This is a genomic window from Bradyrhizobium sp. USDA 4369 (genome assembly GCF_054056435.1).
The window spans coordinates 5,999,890-6,016,760 of record NZ_JBSRYH010000001.1 but is presented as its reverse complement, the minus strand read 5'-3'; the positions used below and the strand labels follow the sequence as shown (position 1 = coordinate 6,016,760).

Below are 16,871 nucleotides of genomic sequence, written 5' to 3'. Positions count from 1 at the left end.
GCGCAGCCGTGCCCGATTGCGGGCTCGACACAGCCGCCTGGGTGGTCTGGATCTCGGGTGAGTCGTCGATCATCGCACAATTTTGAAAATACGGTTCCAACGCACCGACACTGGCCAACGCCAGAAGGCCCAGGCGTGCTCGCCTTCGGCGATGGAGAAGAAGATCAGCTGGGCGCGGCCGACAATGTTCTCGAACGGCACATAGCCCACCTGGGACAGGAAGCGGCTATCGGTCGAGTTATCGCGGTTGTCGCCCATCATGAAGAAGTGCCCTGGCGGCACGGTGTAGACATTGGTGTTGTCCACATAGCCATTGTCGACGCAATCCAGCGTCTCGTAGCTCACGCCGTTCGGCAGGGTTTCTTTCCAGCGTTTCACGCGCGCGGTGGAGTCAGGCTGCCCGCACGGATCCTCTCCGATGAAATCGCTGAGACGCTCGCGCTGCACCGGCTTGTCGTTGATGTAGAGCAGGCCCTCGCGGACCTGGATCCGATCGCCCGGCAAGCCAATCACGCGCTTGATGTAATCGGTGGTGTCGTCCTTCGGCAGGCGGAACACGACGATATCGCCCCGGCTCGGCTCGGAGCCGAAGATACGGCCGGAAAACAGCGGCGGCGACAGCGGGATCGAGTAGTGGCTGTAGCCGTAGGAATATTTCGACACGAACAGATAATCGCCGACCAGCAGCGTCGCCTTCATCGATCCCGAGGGAATGTTGAAGGGCTGGAACAGGAAGGTGCGGATCACGAGCGCGATCAGGAGCGCATGAACGACGACGCGAACGGTTTCGCCGACGCCGCTCTCAGTCTTGGTTCCGGAGGTCACGCTCATCGCTCTTTCACTGTCCCTTGGCGAATGGTCCGACGATTCGCCAGCCGTTGCAGAACACCCTCCTCCCCGCGAACAACGCTTCGTGCCGCGGTTTGAGGGAGTCTGGCCTGATTCTGGTGGTAAAGGCCAATTCCGGTATGACCCAGAATCCGCCCCTGATGCTGCCGGTTCAATTCCAGCGGGTTTTAGACGACTGTTCCGGCCCGCGCAATCAAGGGCCGCATCAAAACTCGATAACGTACTGGAATCGATTGCATTTTTGTTTTTCCGACAAAGCCGGGACGGCTCAGGAGGTGGCTCACCGCCGAAATGATGACAAAGGCCTGCGCCAGCGGCCAATCGTCGGTAATCGACAGGTCGATGCGGGCGTCATGCCCCGCCGGGGTCAGCGCCTTCAGCCGCTCCGCCGCGCCGCCCGTGAGCTGCATCGTTGGCCGGCCTCCGGGCAAATTGACCACGCCCATGTCGCGCCACCACACCCCGTGCCGGATGCCGGTGCCGAGCGCCTTGGAGCAGGCCTCCTTGGCGGCGAATCGCTTGGCATAGGTGGCAACCACCATCTTCTCGTTCTTGGCGCGGCGCTCGGCCTTGGCCCGCTCGGCCTCGGTGAAGATGCGGTTCAGGAACCGGTCGCCATGGCGCTCGATGACCTTGGCCACACGGCGGATGTCGATGAGGTCGGAGCCGATGCCGATGATCATGCCGCCCGGCTCCGGCCGCGATCCATCGCCGCGCGCATGGACCGCACCGATTGGGGCAAGCCGACGAACAGCGCCTCCCCCATCATGAAGTAACCGATGTTGAGCTCGACAATCTCCGGCAGGGCCGCGATCTGCTCGGCGGTCGCATAATCGAGCCCGTGACCGGCATGGACCTCGAGGCCGGCGGAATAGGCCAACCGGGCACCGGCCACGATTCGCTCCCATTCGGTGGCAGCCTTGTCGTGATGGCCGTCGGCGATGGCATCACACCAGCCGCCGGTGTGGATCTCGATCACCGGCGCGCGCAGGCGCGCCGCCATCTCGATCTGCGCAGGATCGGCGGCGATGAACAGCGAGACGCGGATGCCGGCATCGTTCAGCCGGGCGATCGCGGGCGCCAGGGCATTGTGCTGGCCGACCACGTCGAGGCCTCCCTCGGTGGTCAGCTCCTCGCGCCGCTCCGGCACCAGGCAGCAGGCATGCGGGCGGGTTGCGAGCGCGATCCGCACCATCTCGTCGGTCGCGGCCATCTCGAAATTCAGCGGCTTGGCGATCTCCGCTTTCAGGCGCGCCATGTCGTCGTCGCGGATGTGCCGCCGGTCCTCGCGCAAATGGGCGGTGATGCCGTCGGCACCGGCTTCGATGGCCAGCAGCGCGGCGCGCACCGGATCCGGACTGCGGCCGCCACGGGCATTTCGCAACGTCGCGACGTGGTCGACATTGACGCCGAGGCGCAGCTTCGGAGGGTGTGGCTTCGCAGGATCTGACATGGACCGGCTCGCAGAACTCTCGGTAGGGATACGGCTTGTTTAGCGCATCACGAGCCGGAACGCCGCCACCAAACCCGCAGATTAGCCATTCACCCGGTCGACCCTGGCGACGATGGTTTTGGCGCGGAGCTGGTTGATGATCGCCGAGAGATGCTTGAGGTCGTAGACCTCGAGGTCGATCGTCAGCTCGGTGAAATCGGGCGAGCGGCGGCTCATGCTGATATTGTCGATATTGCCGTCATGCTCGGCAATCACGGTCGCGACCTGGGCGAGGCTGCCGGGCTCGTTGACGTTCTCCACCCGGATTCGCGCCGGGAAGCGTTGCGGGGTGGTCTCGTCGACATCCCAGCGCACGTCGAGCCAGCGCTCCGGCTCCTCCTCGAAATCCTTCAGGGCCGGCGACTGGATCGGATAGATCGTGATCCCCTCGCCCGGCGTCACGATGCCGACGATGCGGTCGCCTGGAACCGCGCCGCCATTGGGCGCGAACTTCACCGGCAGGCCTGAATTGAGGCCACTGATCGGGATCGCGAAAGCCCCGCGCGCGGGCTCGGCCGCCGGTACCGCGGCAGCCTTGGCAGAAGCAGCGGCGGTCTTCTTGCTGCCATAGCGCACGATCCGCTCTTCCTTGTAGTCGGGATACATCGCGCGGGCGACGTCGGAGGCCTTGATCTCGCCGCGGCCGACTGCCGCCATCACGTCCTCGATCGAGGCCCGCGCCAGCCGAGGCAAGGCGCCCTTGAGCTTGTCATCGGCATAATCGAGCTTGGTGCGCTCGAACAGGCGTTCGACGATGCGCCGGCCGAGCCCGGCATATTGATCGCGCACTGCCGTACGGGTGGCCCGGCGGATCGCGGCCCTCGCCTTGCCGGTGACCGCGAGCGTCTCCCAGGCGGAGGGCGGCGCGGATTGAGCATCCGATGTCAGCACCTCGACCTCGTCGCCGTTCTGCAATTCCGACGAGAGGGCGGCGAACTTGCCGTTGATCTTGCAGCCGACGGCGCTGTTGCCGACATCAGTATGCACGGCATAGGCGAAGTCGATCACATTTGCGTGGCGCGGCAGCGCGATCAGCTTCCCCTTCGGCGTGAAGCAGAACACCTGGTCGTGGAAGAGTTCGAGCTTGGTATGCTCGAGAAACTCCTCGGGATTGGCGCTCTCCGACAGGATGCCGATGGTGTGACGGAGCCAGGCGAACGCGTTCGATTCGCGCTTGAGCAGCTCGGTGGGCGAGCCGATATCGTCCTTGTAGAAGGCGTGAGCGGCGATCCCGAGCTCGGCGATCTGGTCCATCTCCTCGGTGCGGATCTGGAGCTCGACGCGCTGCTTGCCGGGTCCGATCACAGTCGTGTGTATCGAGCGATAATCGTTCTGCTTGGGCGTCGAGATGTAATCCTTGAAGCGCCCTGGAACGACCGGCCATGTCGTGTGCACCATGCCGAGCGCACGGTAGCAGGACTCGAGGTCAGGCATGATGACCCGGAAGCCGAAGATGTCCGACAGCTGCTCGAAGCCGATGGATTTGCGCTCCATCTTGGTCCAGATCGAGAATGGACGCTTGCGACGACCGAACACCCGCGCCGTCAGGCCGTGATCGCGAAACTTCCGCGCGAGCTGGCTTTCGATCTCGCCGATCAGGTTCCGGTTGCGGTCGGCGAGCGCGTCGAGCCGCTGCATGACGACGTCATAGGCCTGCGGGTCGAGCGTGCGGAACGAGAGATCCTCGAGTTCCTCGCGCATCTCCTGCATGCCCATGCGCCCGGCGAGCGGCGCATAGATGTCGAGCGTCTCCTCGGCGATGCGCCGCCGCGAGGCTTCCGGCACGAATTCCAGCGTACGCATGTTGTGCAAACGATCGGCAAGCTTGACGAGCAGCACACGCACGTCGTCGGCGATCGCGAGCAGCAGCTTGCGCAGATTCTCGGCCTGCTTGGCCTCGCGCGACACGAGCTCGAGCCGTTTCAGCTTGGTCAGACCTTCCACCAGGGCGCCGATCTCCGGCCCGAACAGGCGGTCGATCTCGGCGCGAGTGGCCTCGGTGTCCTCGATCGTGTCGTGAAGCAGCGCGGCCACGATGGTGGCGTCATCGAGCTTGAGGTCGGTCAGAATGGCCGCGACTTCGAGCGGATGGGTGAAATACGGATCGCCTGAGGCTCGGGTCTGCGAGCCGTGCGCCTTCATCGCATAGACATAGGCGCGGTTGAGCAGATCCTCGTTAGTATCGGGATTGTAGGAGCGGACCCGTTCGACGAGGTCATACTGCCGCATCATGCGGGAGCGCGGCTTCTGGGGCCGAGGCCGCTCAGCCGTCGGGGCCGCCACAGCTGATTCGGCTGCGGCCTGCATTTGCGGAGGCGTGTGGCGAGAGACCGCCATGAAAATTGTCTAAACCTTTACCGTCAGTGCCTGATTCGGCGACGCCGATGCCGCCCGATGCCCCTATGGTAATCACGGAATCCCGATCAAATGCAAAGGCCCGGACGCGATCCGGGCCTTCACATTCTCACAAGTTAATCCGAGAGGACGATGGCGGGATCGTCACTCGTCCTCTTCCGGCTGCTCTTCCGGCGGGGCGAGGCCCTCGAGCCCCTTGAGGAGCTCTTCCTCGGTCATCCGCTCGACCGCGACCTCGGTGTCGTCGGCATCGACGCTGGCGCCGGCCGAACCGATCAGCGGCACCGTATCGGGCTCCGGCTCATCGACTTCGACAAACTTCTGCAGCGAATGCACCAGCTCTTCCTTCAAGTCTTCGGGAGAAATGGTAGAATCCGCAATCTCCCGGAGTGCCACAACGGGATTCTTGTCGTTATCTCTATCAATTGTAAGTTGTGAGCCCGACGAGATCATACGGGCGCGATGCGCGGCCAGGAGGACCAGGTCGAACCGATTGTCCACTTTATCAATACAATCTTCAACGGTGACGCGCGCCATTGATTGTCGCTCCGGTCGTTTGTGTGCTTAATATGCTGATTATGCTGGGCTAGTTATAGAGCCTGACGGGTTTTCGCAAGGCTAATCTGGCGGTCAGGCTTCGGTAAGGGGCAAGGAGTAAGGATTCCGCAACCTTGGCTGGCAGTCCGCCCGGATCTGCCTGATGCGCATTTTGGACAAGAAAACGCTTCATTGCGTCGTCATTAGTGCGCCTTTGTTGCCCATATCACTCCAGTTTGCGGTAGCCTCACACCAGACGGGCGGCTTCGACGCCTTGGTAGTATCTTGAGATGGAATGCGCGGCCGGCCTGAGTCGCGCCAAAAAACAGAAGCTAACTCAACGCGAGACACTGAATGTCATCTTCGACCAACAAGATTGCGCTCTTCATTGACGGCGCCAACCTATACGCCACGGCCAAGACGCTCGGATTCGATATCGACTACAAGCGCCTCCTCAAGGAATTCCAGAGCCGCGGCACCCTGCTGCGCGCGTTCTATTACACGGCGATCATCGAAGATCAGGAGTACTCGTCGATTCGGCCTCTGATCGACTGGCTCGACTACAACGGCTACACGGTGGTCACCAAGGCCACCAAGGAATTCATCGACGCCAGCGGCCGGCGCAAGGTGAAGGGCAATATGGACATCGAGCTCGCCGTCGATGCCATGGAACTCGCCGAGCACATCGACCAGATGGTGCTGTTTTCCGGTGACGGCGACTTCCGCTCCCTGGTCGAGGCGATGCAGCGGCGCGGCGTTCGCGTCACCGTGATCTCCACCATTTCGAGCCAGCCGCCGATGATCGCCGACGAGCTGCGCCGCCAGGCCGATGTGTTCACCGATCTCGTCGAGCTGCAGTCGAAGCTCGGCCGCGATCCGTCGGAACGCCCGGCGCCGCGCGAGCCGCGCCACCATTCTCCGCAGTTCCTGCAGCGCTCGACCACCCCGGCCGCCCGCAGCACCACGACCACCGCCGCCACGACCCCTGATGACGACTTCGACGACTAGGCCGCGCTCCAGTGGCGGCCGGGCCGTCAGCGCCCCGCCCTCGTCAACCGATCCGCATCAAGACTGTCCGCTGTGCCCTCGCCTCGTGGAGTTCCGCGAGGCGCAGCGGGCGCGCGAGCCGTCTTGGTTCAATTCCCCCGTACCATCGTTCGGCGCCGCCGACGCCCGTCTCCTGATCGTCGGGCTTGCGCCGGGACTGCAGGGTGCCAACCGTACCGGCCGTCCCTTCACCGGCGATTATGCTGGGGAACTGCTCTATGGAACCCTGCTGCACTACGGCTTCGCCAAGGGCCGCTTCGAAGCACGCCCCGATGACGGGCTGACGCTGGTCGATTGCCGGATCAGCAACGCCGTCCGCTGCGTACCGCCGCAGAACAAGCCGCTGCCGGCCGAGATCAATCAGTGCCGGGCGTTTCTCGGCGCCACGATCGCGGCGATGCCGCGCCTGCGCAGCATCGTCGCGCTCGGCCGCATCTCGCACGACACGCTGCTGAAACTGCTCGGGCTGCGCGCCGTCGCCGCGCCGTTCGCTCACGGCGCCGTGCACCAGGCGGGACCGATCAAGCTCTACGACAGCTATCACTGCTCACGCTACAACACGAATACCGGCGTGCTCACCACAGACATGTTTCACGCCGTGTTCGCCCGCGTGAAGGCGGAACTGGATTAGTCAGGCCATCATCTGGAACAGTCGGCGCACGGCCGGCGTGGACGTCGCCTGCTCCTCGCCCCTGTCGTACGCCGGCGCGTCACGCGGCGGGCACGGGGTTTTCACGCAACCAGGCCAGTACGTCGGCGGAATTCCGGTCCGGTGGAAAGACCGGATAGAAGACGCGCGTGATGCGCGCATCGTCCACGATCATCGCCAGCCGCTTGATCAAGGTCAGGCCGGCAATCTCCATGGTCGGCAACCGCAGCGCGCCGGTCAGTTCGAGCTTCTCGTCCGACAGCACGGAAAACGGCAAATGCAGCCGCGAGGCCATCTCGGTCTGATAGGCATTGCTCTGCGTCGACAGCCCGAACACATGCGCCGCCCCTGCGGCCTTCAGTTCCCCGAACAGGTCGCGGAAGCTGCAGGCCTGCGGCGTGCAGCCACGGGCGCCCGGGATCATGTCCCAGTCTTCGACCAGGGAGGCCTTGCCGGGCTCGCCGGTCCGAGGATAGGCGAACACGACGGTGCGCCCCTTCAGGGCCGACAGATCCACGACCATGTCGTCGGTGGCCCGCAGTTCGATGGCGGGCACGGGCATCCCGACCAGATGATCAGCCGCACCGTCGTCGATCGGCGCCGGAATCTTGCTCCAGTCGACGTCGAGCAGGTTCTTCTGAGTCATCGGTCATATCCCAGCATGGTTGTGCCGCTTGCGCGAGCACGGGCGACCGCCGCCATCGCCTGATCAGCCGCGGGCCCGCAGCAGCCGCCCCTTCTCGCGGCCCCAATCGCGCTTCTTCTCGCTCTCGCGCTTGTCGTGCAGCTTCTTGCCCTTGGCGACCGCGAGCAAGAGCTTGGCGCGGCCGCGCTCGTTGAAATAGAGCTTGAGCGGGATCAACGTCATGCCCTCGCGCTCGACCGCGCCCATCAGCTTGTGGATCTGCTTGCGATGGAGCAGCAGCTTGCGCGGCCGCTTCGGCTCATGATTGAAGCGGTTGGCCTGCAGATATTCGGGAATATTGGCATTGATCAGCCAGAATCTCGCCGTCGCGGGAATCCGCATAGGATTCCGCGATCGTCGACTTGCCGCTGCGGATCGACTTCACCTCGGTGCCGGTCAGCGCGATGCCGGCCTCGATCGTGTCCTCGATCGCATAGTTGAACCGCGCCTTGCGGTTCTCGGCAGCGACCGTGATCTTGGGCTCTTTCTTGTCTGCCACGTCAGGCCTTCTTCAGGAGATCCCTGATTTCGGTCAAAAGCTCCACCTCGCGCGAGGGCTTCGGCGCCGCCGCAGGCTGGCTCTCCTGCAACCGCTTCAGCCGGTTCATCCCACGAATGATCAGGAACAGCACGAAGGCGATGATGAAGAAGTTCAGGGTCAGTGTCAGGAACTGTCCATAGGCCAGCACGGCGCCCTGCTTCTTGGCATCGGCGAGATTGCTGGCAGTGACCGACTTGGACAGCGGGATGAAGTAGTTCGAGAAATCGAGGCCGCCGGTGATCGCACCGATGATCGGCATGATGACGTCGCCAACCAGCGAGGTGACGATGGCGCCGAAGGCGGCACCGATGATAACGCCGACCGCGAGGTCGACGACGTTGCCCTTCATCGCGAATTCACGGAATTCCTTCAGCATGCTCTCATCCCCCTTGAAGCGTTGCGAGAAAATTCCCGGCCGGGCCGCCCCGTCTCAGTTGATCAGCCCGGCATGGACCATGGCCTCGCGTACGGCGATCCGCGTCGGCTCGGAGACCGGCACCATCGGCAAACGCAGCCTCTCCTCCAGCTTGCCGAGCAGCGACAGCGCGTATTTCACCGGACCCGGATTGGACTCGATGAAGAGGTTGGTGTGCAGCGGCATCAGCTTGTCGTGGATCTTCAGCGCGGTGGCGACATCGCCCTTCTGCCAAGCGGCGTGGAACTCCGCGCACAGCCGCGGCGCGACGTTCGAGGTCACCGAGATGCAGCCATGGCCACCATGGGCCATGTAGCCGATGATGGTGGCGTCCTCGCCCGACAGCTGGTTGAAATCTTCGCCGAGCGCCGCGCGCTGCTGCGACACCCGCACCATGCTCGCCGTGGCGTCCTTCACGCCAGCGATGTTCTTCAGCTCGAACAGCCGCTTCATGGTGTCGACCGACATGTCGATCACCGAGCGCGGCGGAATGTTGTAGATGATGATCGGAATGCCGATCGCGTCGTTGATCGCCTTGAAGTGCTGATACAGGCCTTCCTGCGTCGGCTTGTTGTAATAGGGCGTCACCACCAGCACCGCGTCGGCGCCAGCCTTCTCGGCGTGCTCCGCGAGCTCGACGGCTTCCCTGGTCGAGTTCGACCCGGCCCCCGCGATCACCGGCACGCGGCCTTTGGCCTCGGCGATGCACCACTCGACCACCTGCTTGTGCTCGTCATGGCTGAGCGTCGGGCTTTCGCCTGTGGTGCCGACCGGCACCAGGCCGTTGGAGCCTTCCTCGATCTGCCAGTTCACCAGGCTGCGGAAAGCGGCCTCGTCGACGGCCCCGTTCTTGAAAGGAGTGACCAAGGCGGTGAAAGAGCCCCGGAAATTCGTCTTGGCTGCCATGAAACTCCCTCCCAACGCGTGTTGGCCCCTGTACGAAACGCCCTACATAACGGGTCGGGACACGGGGCGGAAGGCCCGCCGGCCCCGGAGCTGCCTTCTCAACAGGCACACCAATCGTTCGAATCACCCGTGGACAGACCTTGAGGCCAGAACTTCGGTCCCGGCAAGCCAGACACGAGACGTGCCGGTTGTCGGGGCCAAGAACCTCTTCACCTGGGTCGGGGTTGCCGCATGCCGCCCTCCGGTCGTGATTTTGCCGCGGTGTTGGCGCAGGTTGCCGGGTCTCCCGGTACATTTAGTATTTGTTCACCTTTTCGATAGACCACGTTCGTCAGGGATCGAAGTTATCCGCCGCAAAGGAACGCCGTGCCCCTCTCTGCCCGCGCCGCCGCATTGCGCTCGACCGCCCTGTCGAAGTCCCTCTCGGTGTCCTTGGCCGCCGGCCTGACGCTCGCATGGGGGCTCGCCGGAGACATCGCTCTCGCCAAGGACAAGGTTCCTCTGCCCAAGGCGCGTCCGATCGCCCGCAGCGTGGTTCCCGGCACCACGGCCAAAGAGGGCGCGGAGTCCAAGGCAAAGGCCGACGCCCGGGTGGAGGCCAAACCGGACAGCAAGAGCGGCCCCAAGGGTGTGAGCGAGGCGCCGCGGGCCGCCGCGCCACGCGACATCATACCTGGAGCCGCCGGCCTGCCGGCGCCGCGCCAGCACGCCGCCCTGCCCGCCGCCCGCAAGCCCGTCGTCCCGGCCGCCGTGGCGGCAACCTCCTCGACCTCGCAATCGGACAAGGACGCGCTCGAGAACGTCATCGAACTGGTTCGCAAGCGCAAGCCCGACGATGCCACCCAGGTCGAGCAGGCGATCTCGGATCCCGTGGCGCGCAAGCTGGCCGAATGGGTGATCCTGCGCAGCGACAACAACAATGCCACCGTCGAGCGCTATCGGGCCTTCATCACGGCGAATCCGAGCTGGCCGTCACAGAGTTTCCTGCGTCGCCGCCTGGAGGCTGCGCTGTGGGACGACAAGCGCGACGACGCTGTGGTGTGGTCCTGGTTCGAGAACGAGTCGCCGCTATCGGCCAAGGGCCGCTTCGCGCTGGCCCGCGTCATGCTCAACCGGGGCGACCGCGCCAATGCCGAGCGCCTGGTGCGCGAAGCCTGGCGCAACGATGCCATGTCCGAGGAGACGGAGAACAACATCCTCGACCAGTTCGGCGCGCTGATCTCCGGCGGCGATCACAAGGCACGGATGGACACGCTGCTGTATGGCAGCGAGCACGAGGCCGCGCTGCGCGCAGCCCGGCGCCTCGGCGCCGGCCATATGGCCCTGGCCAAGGCGCGGATCGCGACCTACCGCAAGGCGGCCAACAGCCGCGCTCTGCTCGATGCGGTACCGCATGAGCTGCACGGCGACGCGGGCTACATCTTCAGCCGGATCCAGCTGCTGCGACGCGACGAGAAGTTTGCCGAGGCGGCACAGCTGATGCTGAACGCGCCGAAGGATCCGGGACGCCTGCACAATCTCGACGAATGGTGGATCGAACGACGGCTGCTGTCGCGCAAGATGATCGACACCGGCGAGTACCGCAGCGCCTATCTGATCGCCCGTGATGCCGCACTGCCCAACCGCGACATCTACAAGACCGAGCAGGAATTCACCGCCGGCTGGATCGCGCTGCGCTTCCTCAACGATCCCGCGACCGCGGCCCAGCATTTTGCCCGGATCGGCGTCGGCAGCGTCAATCCGACCACCCTGGCCCGCGCCGGATATTGGCAGGGTCGTGCGGCGGAAGCGATGGGACGCATGCAGGAGGCGCGCGCGGCCTACACGGCGGCCGCCGAGCAATCGACCAGTTATTATGGGCAGCTCGCCCGGGCCAAGCTGGGGCTGCCGCAGCTCGGGCTCAACGCCGCGCCGAGCGGCCGCGGACGCGGCGTCGAGCGGCTGGAAGTGGTGCGTGCGGCGCAGCTGCTCTACGAGCTCGACGAGGGCGAGGTCGCGATCCCGATGTTCGCCGACATGGGCGACAATGGCGATCCGGACGTGCTGGTCGGCCTCGCCGAGATCGCGGGACGGAACAGCGACGCGCGGGCGATGCTGCTGGTCGGCAAGGCGGCGCTGAATCGCGGACTGCCGTTCGATCACTACGCCTATCCCGTGACCGGCATCCCGCCGTTCCGCTCGATCGGACCGGAGGTCGAGCAGAGCGTGATCTTCTCGATCGCGCGCCAGGAAAGCGCCTTCAACCAGGCCGTGGTCTCGCCCGCGCAGGCCTATGGCCTGATGCAGGTGACGCCGGATGCGGGTCGCTATGTCTGCAAGCGCGCTGGCGTCAGCTTCGATCTGAACCGGATGAAGACCGATCCGGTCTACAACGCCGCACTCGGCGCCGCCGAGCTCGGCGGGCTGCTGGAGGATTATCGCGGTTCGTACATCATGACGTTTGCGGCCTACAATGCCGGCCGCGGCAGCGTTAAGAAATGGGTCGAACGCTACGGCGACCCGCGCGATCCGAAGGTCGATGCGGTCGATTGGGTCGAGCTGATCCCGTTCGCGGAAACCCGCAACTACGTGCAGCGCGTCATGGAGAATCTGCAGGTCTATCGCGCCCGTTTTGGCGGCGGCTCGCGGCTGCAGATCGAGGCCGATCTGCGCCGCGGTGCCGTCGTCGAGTAGCGAGTAGCGAGTCTCGGCTTGGATGGCCAGTCAACCGCTATTCGCTACGCCCTATTCGCCATTCGCCCATTCGTTACCAGTTGCGCTGGGCGCGGAGCAGCAGCGAGACCGAATCCTGGTCCTTCAGCTGATAGGTGGTCGCCGGCTTGGCGACGACCGCCGCGGCCGGCGCGTTCGCGACGCCGTTGAACTTCTGATCCAGCCGGGTCCACGCCACGTCGGCCGAGAAGGTCAGGTTCTTGACCGGCGTCCAGCGGGTGATCACGCCCAGCGTCGAGATGTTGAAGTCCGGATTGCAGTTCGCACCGGTGATGCCGAGCGCAACCATGCCGGCGCCGTTGCAGATCAATCCCTTGGCCGTGGCGTTGTATCTCACCGCGCTCCAGGAGCCGTAGACGGCCGTGTTCCAGAACGGATCCCAATTGTGGGTGAACGCGCCGCGGAAGCCATAGGTCGTCGTCAGCTGCTGCTGGGTGCCCGTCGCGAAGACAGAATCAGACACGCCGGCAAAGCCGAGGCTCTGAAAGGCACCCGCCATGTTGCTGGCGCCGTACATGGCATAGTTGATCGGCGCGAGACTCTGGAAATTGTAGCGGCTGGCGCCGTTGGTGTAGACGCCCTGCACGTTGAGGGTATCGCCGGGTCCGGTCGGAATGTTCTTGATCGACAGCGCGAGCTGGCCGGCATAGCCCCATTTGTCGGCGGGATGGCCGGTGACCTCGGTCGCGCCGTTGAAGCCGGCGTGATTGTCGTGAGCGGCGAAAGAAGCCTGGAACAGGCCCCAGGCCTGGTCGACGCGCACCATGCCGACGATGTCGGGCGCGACATTGCCGCCGAACGCGGTGGTGCCGTAGTTGCCGCCGATCACGCCGGCAGCGGTTTGCCCGGTTGTGTTCCAGATGTTCGATTGCGAGTAGAGGGTCGGATCCTGAGCCGAGATCGCAGCCGTGATGCCCGAACCAAAATCGGCCGTGTAGGTGAACTGATTGACGCCGGTGATGGTTCCGCCGCCGCCGGTGAGGCCGTCGAAATTGTTGCCTGGATAGTTGGCCCAGGGCGCATCGAACTGCGATACGGCCTTTCCCATGGTGAAGCCGGCGAATTGGATGAACGCATAAAATACGCCAAGTGTGCCGCCAGCAATGGCATCACCGGTGTAGGTCGATGGAGCCGAGCCGCTTGTCGTCCCCCCGGTCCACTGAAAGACGCCGTCGAAGTAGGTACGAACGACGCCATATTCTGTCGCCGTTCGGGTGTCGATGTTGAAATCTGCACGCGACCGGGTCGTAAAATAGTTGCTCAGACGGTTGCGCGCGCCTGCCACGCCGTTGGTCTGATTCTGAAAGACTGTGTTGGTGTTGAAGGCGCTCTCGACGCGCAGAAAGCCACCCAATTTGATACAGGTGTCGGTCCCTGGAATGTAGAAGAATCCAGCGCCGTACATCGAGCAGACCCTCACGTACTCGACCGCTTTGGCCTTGATCGGAAGGTCGGCCGCCTGAGCCCCACTCATGGCGAGCAAGGCCGCCCCTGAGCCCAGAACAAGGCTCCTCACAGTCTTCATACTAACCTCCAAAATTGCTCAGTTCAGACCGGCCCGGCTCGATGTCGAACGACCGCCCCCACGGTCAGCCCGTATCCAGCTGCACCACAGTGCTTGCGGATAGCGCGGCAGTCGGAACGATCGCGAGGCGAACTTGGTGTTTTATCGGACCATTCTCGTGGCCGACCGGATCACGCATGTGGCGCCCCGACGGCAGGGCACGGGATCGCCAGACATCCGTAGTTAATGTGTGCCCAGCGAGCTTGGTCGCCGATGCATGTCGCGGTCGTGGCAGCAATGCAGCCGACGCGATCTCACAACACGGGCCGGCATACGTCACGCAAGCACAATTGCAGCGAGCCCAGGCCGCCGCCTGCGTGCGTCCCGAGTCTCAAAGACTTGGCCAAACGTACGGTCGCCGAACCAACCAAGCCGAATGAACACGCTTCTCACGCATGTTTGAGCAGGATCGCCACGCGGTGACCGCGATATGCAGGCAGGTCAGGCCGCGAGGCTTGGTCGATCCAGCGAAGCGACGAAGTCGTCGGCAATGCTGCGACATGATGTCGACAGCAGCGCGGAGGAACGACGAGATGGGAATCGCGGCCTTCGAGCAGGCGATAACGCGACAAAGAAAACCCCCCGGCAGTTGCCTGCCGAGGGGACGTCAAATCATCGTCAGACGATCTGTCTCAGAAGTTGCGCTGAGCGCGGAGCAGCAGGACAGCCGACTGCTGATCCTTCAGCTCGTATATCGCAGCCGGCTTGGCAGCGGCGGCGTTGCCAGGCGAAGCGATCGTGCCGGAGCTCTTCTGATCGAGCCAAGTGTAGGCGAAGTCGGCCGAGAAGGTCAGGTTCTTGACCGGCGTCCACCGCGAGATCACGCCAACGGTGGCCAGATCGAAGTTCGGATTGCAGGTCGATCCCGCGCCGAACGCAGCAATCACAGCGCCACTGCAGATCAGACCTCGAGCCGTGTCGTTGTAGCGAACAGCAGCCCAAGAGCCATACACAGCGGTGTTCCAGTATGCGTTCCAGTTGTGCGTGTAAGCACCACGGAAGCCGTAAGTCGTGGTGAGCTGCTGATCGCCGCCCGTCCCGAAGACGGAGTCAGCAATGCCAGCCACCGCGAGGCTCTGATAGGCAACCGGGTTACCCGTGCCACCATACATCGCGTAGGTAGTCGGCAGCAGGCTCTGGAAGTTATAACGGCTAGCGCCATTCGTGTAGACGCCCTGGATGTTGACAGTGTCGCCGGGGCCAGTTGGGATGTTCTTGATCGACAAGGCCAACTGAGCCGCCCAGCCCCACTTGTCAGCCGGGTGGCCGGTGACTTCGGTGGCGCCATAGTAAGCAGTGTGGTTGTCATGCGCCGCGAAGGACGCCTGGAACAGCCCCCAAGCCTGGTCGACGCGGACCATGCCGATGATGTCCGGAGCGACGTTGCCACCATAGCTCTGGGTGCCGTATGCGCCGGTCACAAAGTTCGCAACCGTGTTGCCGGTGGTGTTCCAGACATTGTTCTGCGAATACGCCGTGCCGTCCTGAGCCGAGATCGACGCCGTGATGCCCGAACCGAAATCAGCGGTATAGGAGAACTGGTTGACACCAGTCACCGTGCCGCCGCCGCCGGCGAGACCGTCGAAGTTGTTGCCCGGATAGTTCTGCCAGGGGGTGTCGAACTGCGACACGGCCTTACCCATGGTGAAGCCGGCAAACTGGATGAAGGCGTAGTAAACGCCGAGCGAACCGCCGGCAATGCCATTGTCCGTCGCGCCGTAGGCGGACGGAGCCGAGCCAGCCGTCGAGCCGGAGGTCCAGGAGAATGTCAGATCAGCGAAGGTGCGGACCACGCCATATTCGGTCGCGGTGCGCGTGTCGATGTTCAGATCCTGACGAGCGCGGGACGTAAAGGTGTTGCTAAGGCGATTGCGCGCGCCACCGGGGCCGCTGAACGCACCGTTGAAGTCGCTGTTCGTGGCGAAAGCCGTTTCGGCGCGCAGATAACCGCCGAGCTTGATGCAGGTGTCGGTGCCCGGGATGTAGTAGAAACCCGCACCATACAGGGAGCAAACCTTCACATACTCGACCGCTTTGGCCTTGATCGGAAGGTCGGCCGCCTGAGCCCCGGACATGGCGAGCAGGGCCGCCGCTGAGCCGAGGACAAGGCTCTTAACCGTCTTCATTTAAACCTCCAAGTTGCGCTTTTGAGAAAGAACCGGACCAGGATCCCCCAGGACGATCCGCTTCCTCCGCTCCCGAAAAACCGCTTCAGTCGCTTCGCGCCATCGGACACACCCGCATCACGCGAGGGACTTAAGCGAAACCACCTGTAACGGGACGATCGAGTAATCCCCCCACCGTCGCCAGGAACTATGCCTCCGCTCATTCGGTAAGCAAAATAGTTTATGCAGTCAGGTAATTGAATGAAGCCGAAATGTGTCCCCAGGGCAACACCGAGGCAGCTCATTGTGCGGCGCAAGGGCGCCTGCGCATTACCTCCTAGATTAGTGATTTTGCTGCAGATTTTTTTTCATTAGGGTCGGCTGAGGAACTGGACCTCTCGAGCAATGGCGCCCTTGAAGAATACATCTGCCGCATCTGTGGAGGCGGCTGAGGAACAGCAGATGTCAGACCGTCTGCCGAAGAATCGCGACGCTGTTCTGCGTTTCGCCCGGGAGATCGCAACGATCAACGTGCATCTCGAGGAACTGAGGTACTTCTGGGCGAAGCGAATCGGCATCAGCGGTCCGCAATGGATGATCCTGATGGCCATCTCGGAACTCGATCAGGGCGAAGGCGTCGCGGTCAATGCGGCTGCCAAGCGGCTCCACGTCGACCCCTCCTTCGTCACGACTCAGTCGAAGCTGCTCGAGAAGAAGGGTTTCGTGCAGCGCAAGCCCGCACCGGAGGATGCACGCGTGGTCAGGATGTCCCTGACCGCCAAGACCTCGGAGCACTTTTCCGAACTCGAAACTCACCAGGCGCAGATCTTCGGCTTCATCTTCGAGGAGTTCGACGCCTCGGAGCTTTCGACTTTCACGGACAAGCTTGCCGCGCTCAAGGAGCGCTTCGAAAAGGCAAGCGCCCGAGTCTCGCTCGGGGTCTGATCGAATCGCGGCAGCCGCGGCCGTCAGGACAAGCGTGACGGTATCGCCGGCTCAGCTCACAGCAACCGC

13 protein-coding genes and 2 pseudogenes are annotated in these 16,871 nt (G+C 63.6%); 4 read left to right on the top strand and 11 right to left on the bottom strand.

Annotated elements, in window-relative coordinates:
- Positions 1 to 69: 69 nt before the first annotated feature.
- The 5 genes and pseudogenes from lepB to rpoZ form a co-directional block, all read right to left on the bottom strand.
- On the bottom strand, positions 70 to 831 hold the full coding sequence (gene lepB / locus ACVIJ6_RS27300) for a signal peptidase I (protein ID WP_172241935.1): 762 nt from the start codon (positions 829 to 831) through the stop codon (positions 70 to 72).
- 299 nt (positions 832 to 1,130) lie between these two features.
- A pseudogene (gene acpS / locus ACVIJ6_RS27295) lies at positions 1,131 to 1,532 on the bottom strand (holo-ACP synthase); the annotation flags it as partial.
- Positions 1,529 to 2,302, bottom strand: coding sequence for a pyridoxine 5'-phosphate synthase (locus tag ACVIJ6_RS27290; protein WP_456775244.1), 774 nt, complete (start codon positions 2,300 to 2,302; stop codon positions 1,529 to 1,531). The gene ACVIJ6_RS27290 and the pseudogene acpS, both read right to left, overlap by 4 nt.
- An 81-nt stretch (positions 2,303 to 2,383) precedes the next feature.
- Positions 2,384 to 4,678, bottom strand: coding sequence for a RelA/SpoT family protein (locus tag ACVIJ6_RS27285; protein WP_456775243.1), 2,295 nt, complete (start codon positions 4,676 to 4,678; stop codon positions 2,384 to 2,386).
- A gap of 162 nt (positions 4,679 to 4,840) precedes the next feature.
- Positions 4,841 to 5,233 (bottom strand): DNA-directed RNA polymerase subunit omega, encoded by a 393-nt coding sequence (gene rpoZ, locus ACVIJ6_RS27280; protein ID WP_006612728.1) that lies wholly within the window; start codon positions 5,231 to 5,233, stop codon positions 4,841 to 4,843.
- A 354-nt stretch (positions 5,234 to 5,587) separates the two neighbouring features.
- Between rpoZ and ACVIJ6_RS27275 the strand changes: the two genes are divergently transcribed.
- Both ACVIJ6_RS27275 and ACVIJ6_RS27270 read left to right on the top strand, forming a co-directional pair.
- Positions 5,588 to 6,241, top strand: coding sequence for a LabA-like NYN domain-containing protein (locus tag ACVIJ6_RS27275; protein WP_456775242.1), 654 nt, complete (start codon positions 5,588 to 5,590; stop codon positions 6,239 to 6,241).
- Positions 6,222 to 6,911 carry a uracil-DNA glycosylase gene (locus ACVIJ6_RS27270; protein WP_456775241.1) on the top strand — a complete coding sequence of 230 codons (690 nt, stop codon included), beginning with the start codon at positions 6,222 to 6,224 and terminating at the stop codon, positions 6,909 to 6,911. Before ACVIJ6_RS27275 ends, ACVIJ6_RS27270 begins: the two co-directional genes overlap by 20 nt.
- A gap of 79 nt (positions 6,912 to 6,990) precedes the next feature.
- Here ACVIJ6_RS27270 and ACVIJ6_RS27265 read toward each other — a convergent pair whose 3' ends face one another.
- From ACVIJ6_RS27265 to dapA, 4 genes and pseudogenes are all read right to left on the bottom strand, one after another.
- Complete coding sequence (locus tag ACVIJ6_RS27265) at positions 6,991 to 7,575, bottom strand: peroxiredoxin (protein ID WP_456775240.1); 585 nt, start codon at positions 7,573 to 7,575, stop codon at positions 6,991 to 6,993.
- Positions 7,576 to 7,638: 63 nt separating this feature from the next.
- A pseudogene (gene smpB, locus ACVIJ6_RS27260) lies at positions 7,639 to 8,113 on the bottom strand (SsrA-binding protein SmpB).
- Between the two features lies 1 nt (position 8,114).
- Positions 8,115 to 8,531, bottom strand: a complete 417-nt coding sequence (mscL, locus tag ACVIJ6_RS27255) for a large conductance mechanosensitive channel protein MscL (RefSeq protein ID WP_456775239.1) — start codon at positions 8,529 to 8,531, stop codon at positions 8,115 to 8,117.
- 54 nt (positions 8,532 to 8,585) lie between these two features.
- Positions 8,586 to 9,476 (bottom strand): 4-hydroxy-tetrahydrodipicolinate synthase, encoded by an 891-nt coding sequence (gene dapA, locus ACVIJ6_RS27250; RefSeq protein ID WP_456775238.1) that lies wholly within the window; start codon positions 9,474 to 9,476, stop codon positions 8,586 to 8,588.
- Positions 9,477 to 9,842: 366 nt separating this feature from the next.
- Here dapA and ACVIJ6_RS27245 point away from each other — a divergent pair, with 366 nt between their 5' ends.
- Positions 9,843 to 12,149 carry a transglycosylase SLT domain-containing protein gene (locus ACVIJ6_RS27245; protein ID WP_456775237.1) on the top strand — a complete coding sequence of 769 codons (2,307 nt, stop codon included), beginning with the start codon at positions 9,843 to 9,845 and terminating at the stop codon, positions 12,147 to 12,149.
- A 73-nt stretch (positions 12,150 to 12,222) separates the two neighbouring features.
- Here ACVIJ6_RS27245 and ACVIJ6_RS27240 read toward each other — a convergent pair whose 3' ends face one another.
- Complete coding sequence (locus ACVIJ6_RS27240; RefSeq protein WP_456775236.1) at positions 12,223 to 13,713, bottom strand: porin; 1,491 nt, start codon at positions 13,711 to 13,713, stop codon at positions 12,223 to 12,225.
- A gap of 671 nt (positions 13,714 to 14,384) precedes the next feature.
- Positions 14,385 to 15,878, bottom strand: coding sequence for a porin (locus tag ACVIJ6_RS27235; protein WP_456775235.1), 1,494 nt, complete (start codon positions 15,876 to 15,878; stop codon positions 14,385 to 14,387).
- 441 nt (positions 15,879 to 16,319) lie between these two features.
- On the opposite strand from ACVIJ6_RS27235, the gene ACVIJ6_RS27230 reads away from it, so the two are divergent.
- Positions 16,320 to 16,802 carry a MarR family winged helix-turn-helix transcriptional regulator gene (locus ACVIJ6_RS27230; RefSeq protein WP_456775234.1) on the top strand — a complete coding sequence of 161 codons (483 nt, stop codon included), beginning with the start codon at positions 16,320 to 16,322 and terminating at the stop codon, positions 16,800 to 16,802.
- The last annotated feature ends 69 nt before the right edge of the window (positions 16,803 to 16,871 follow it).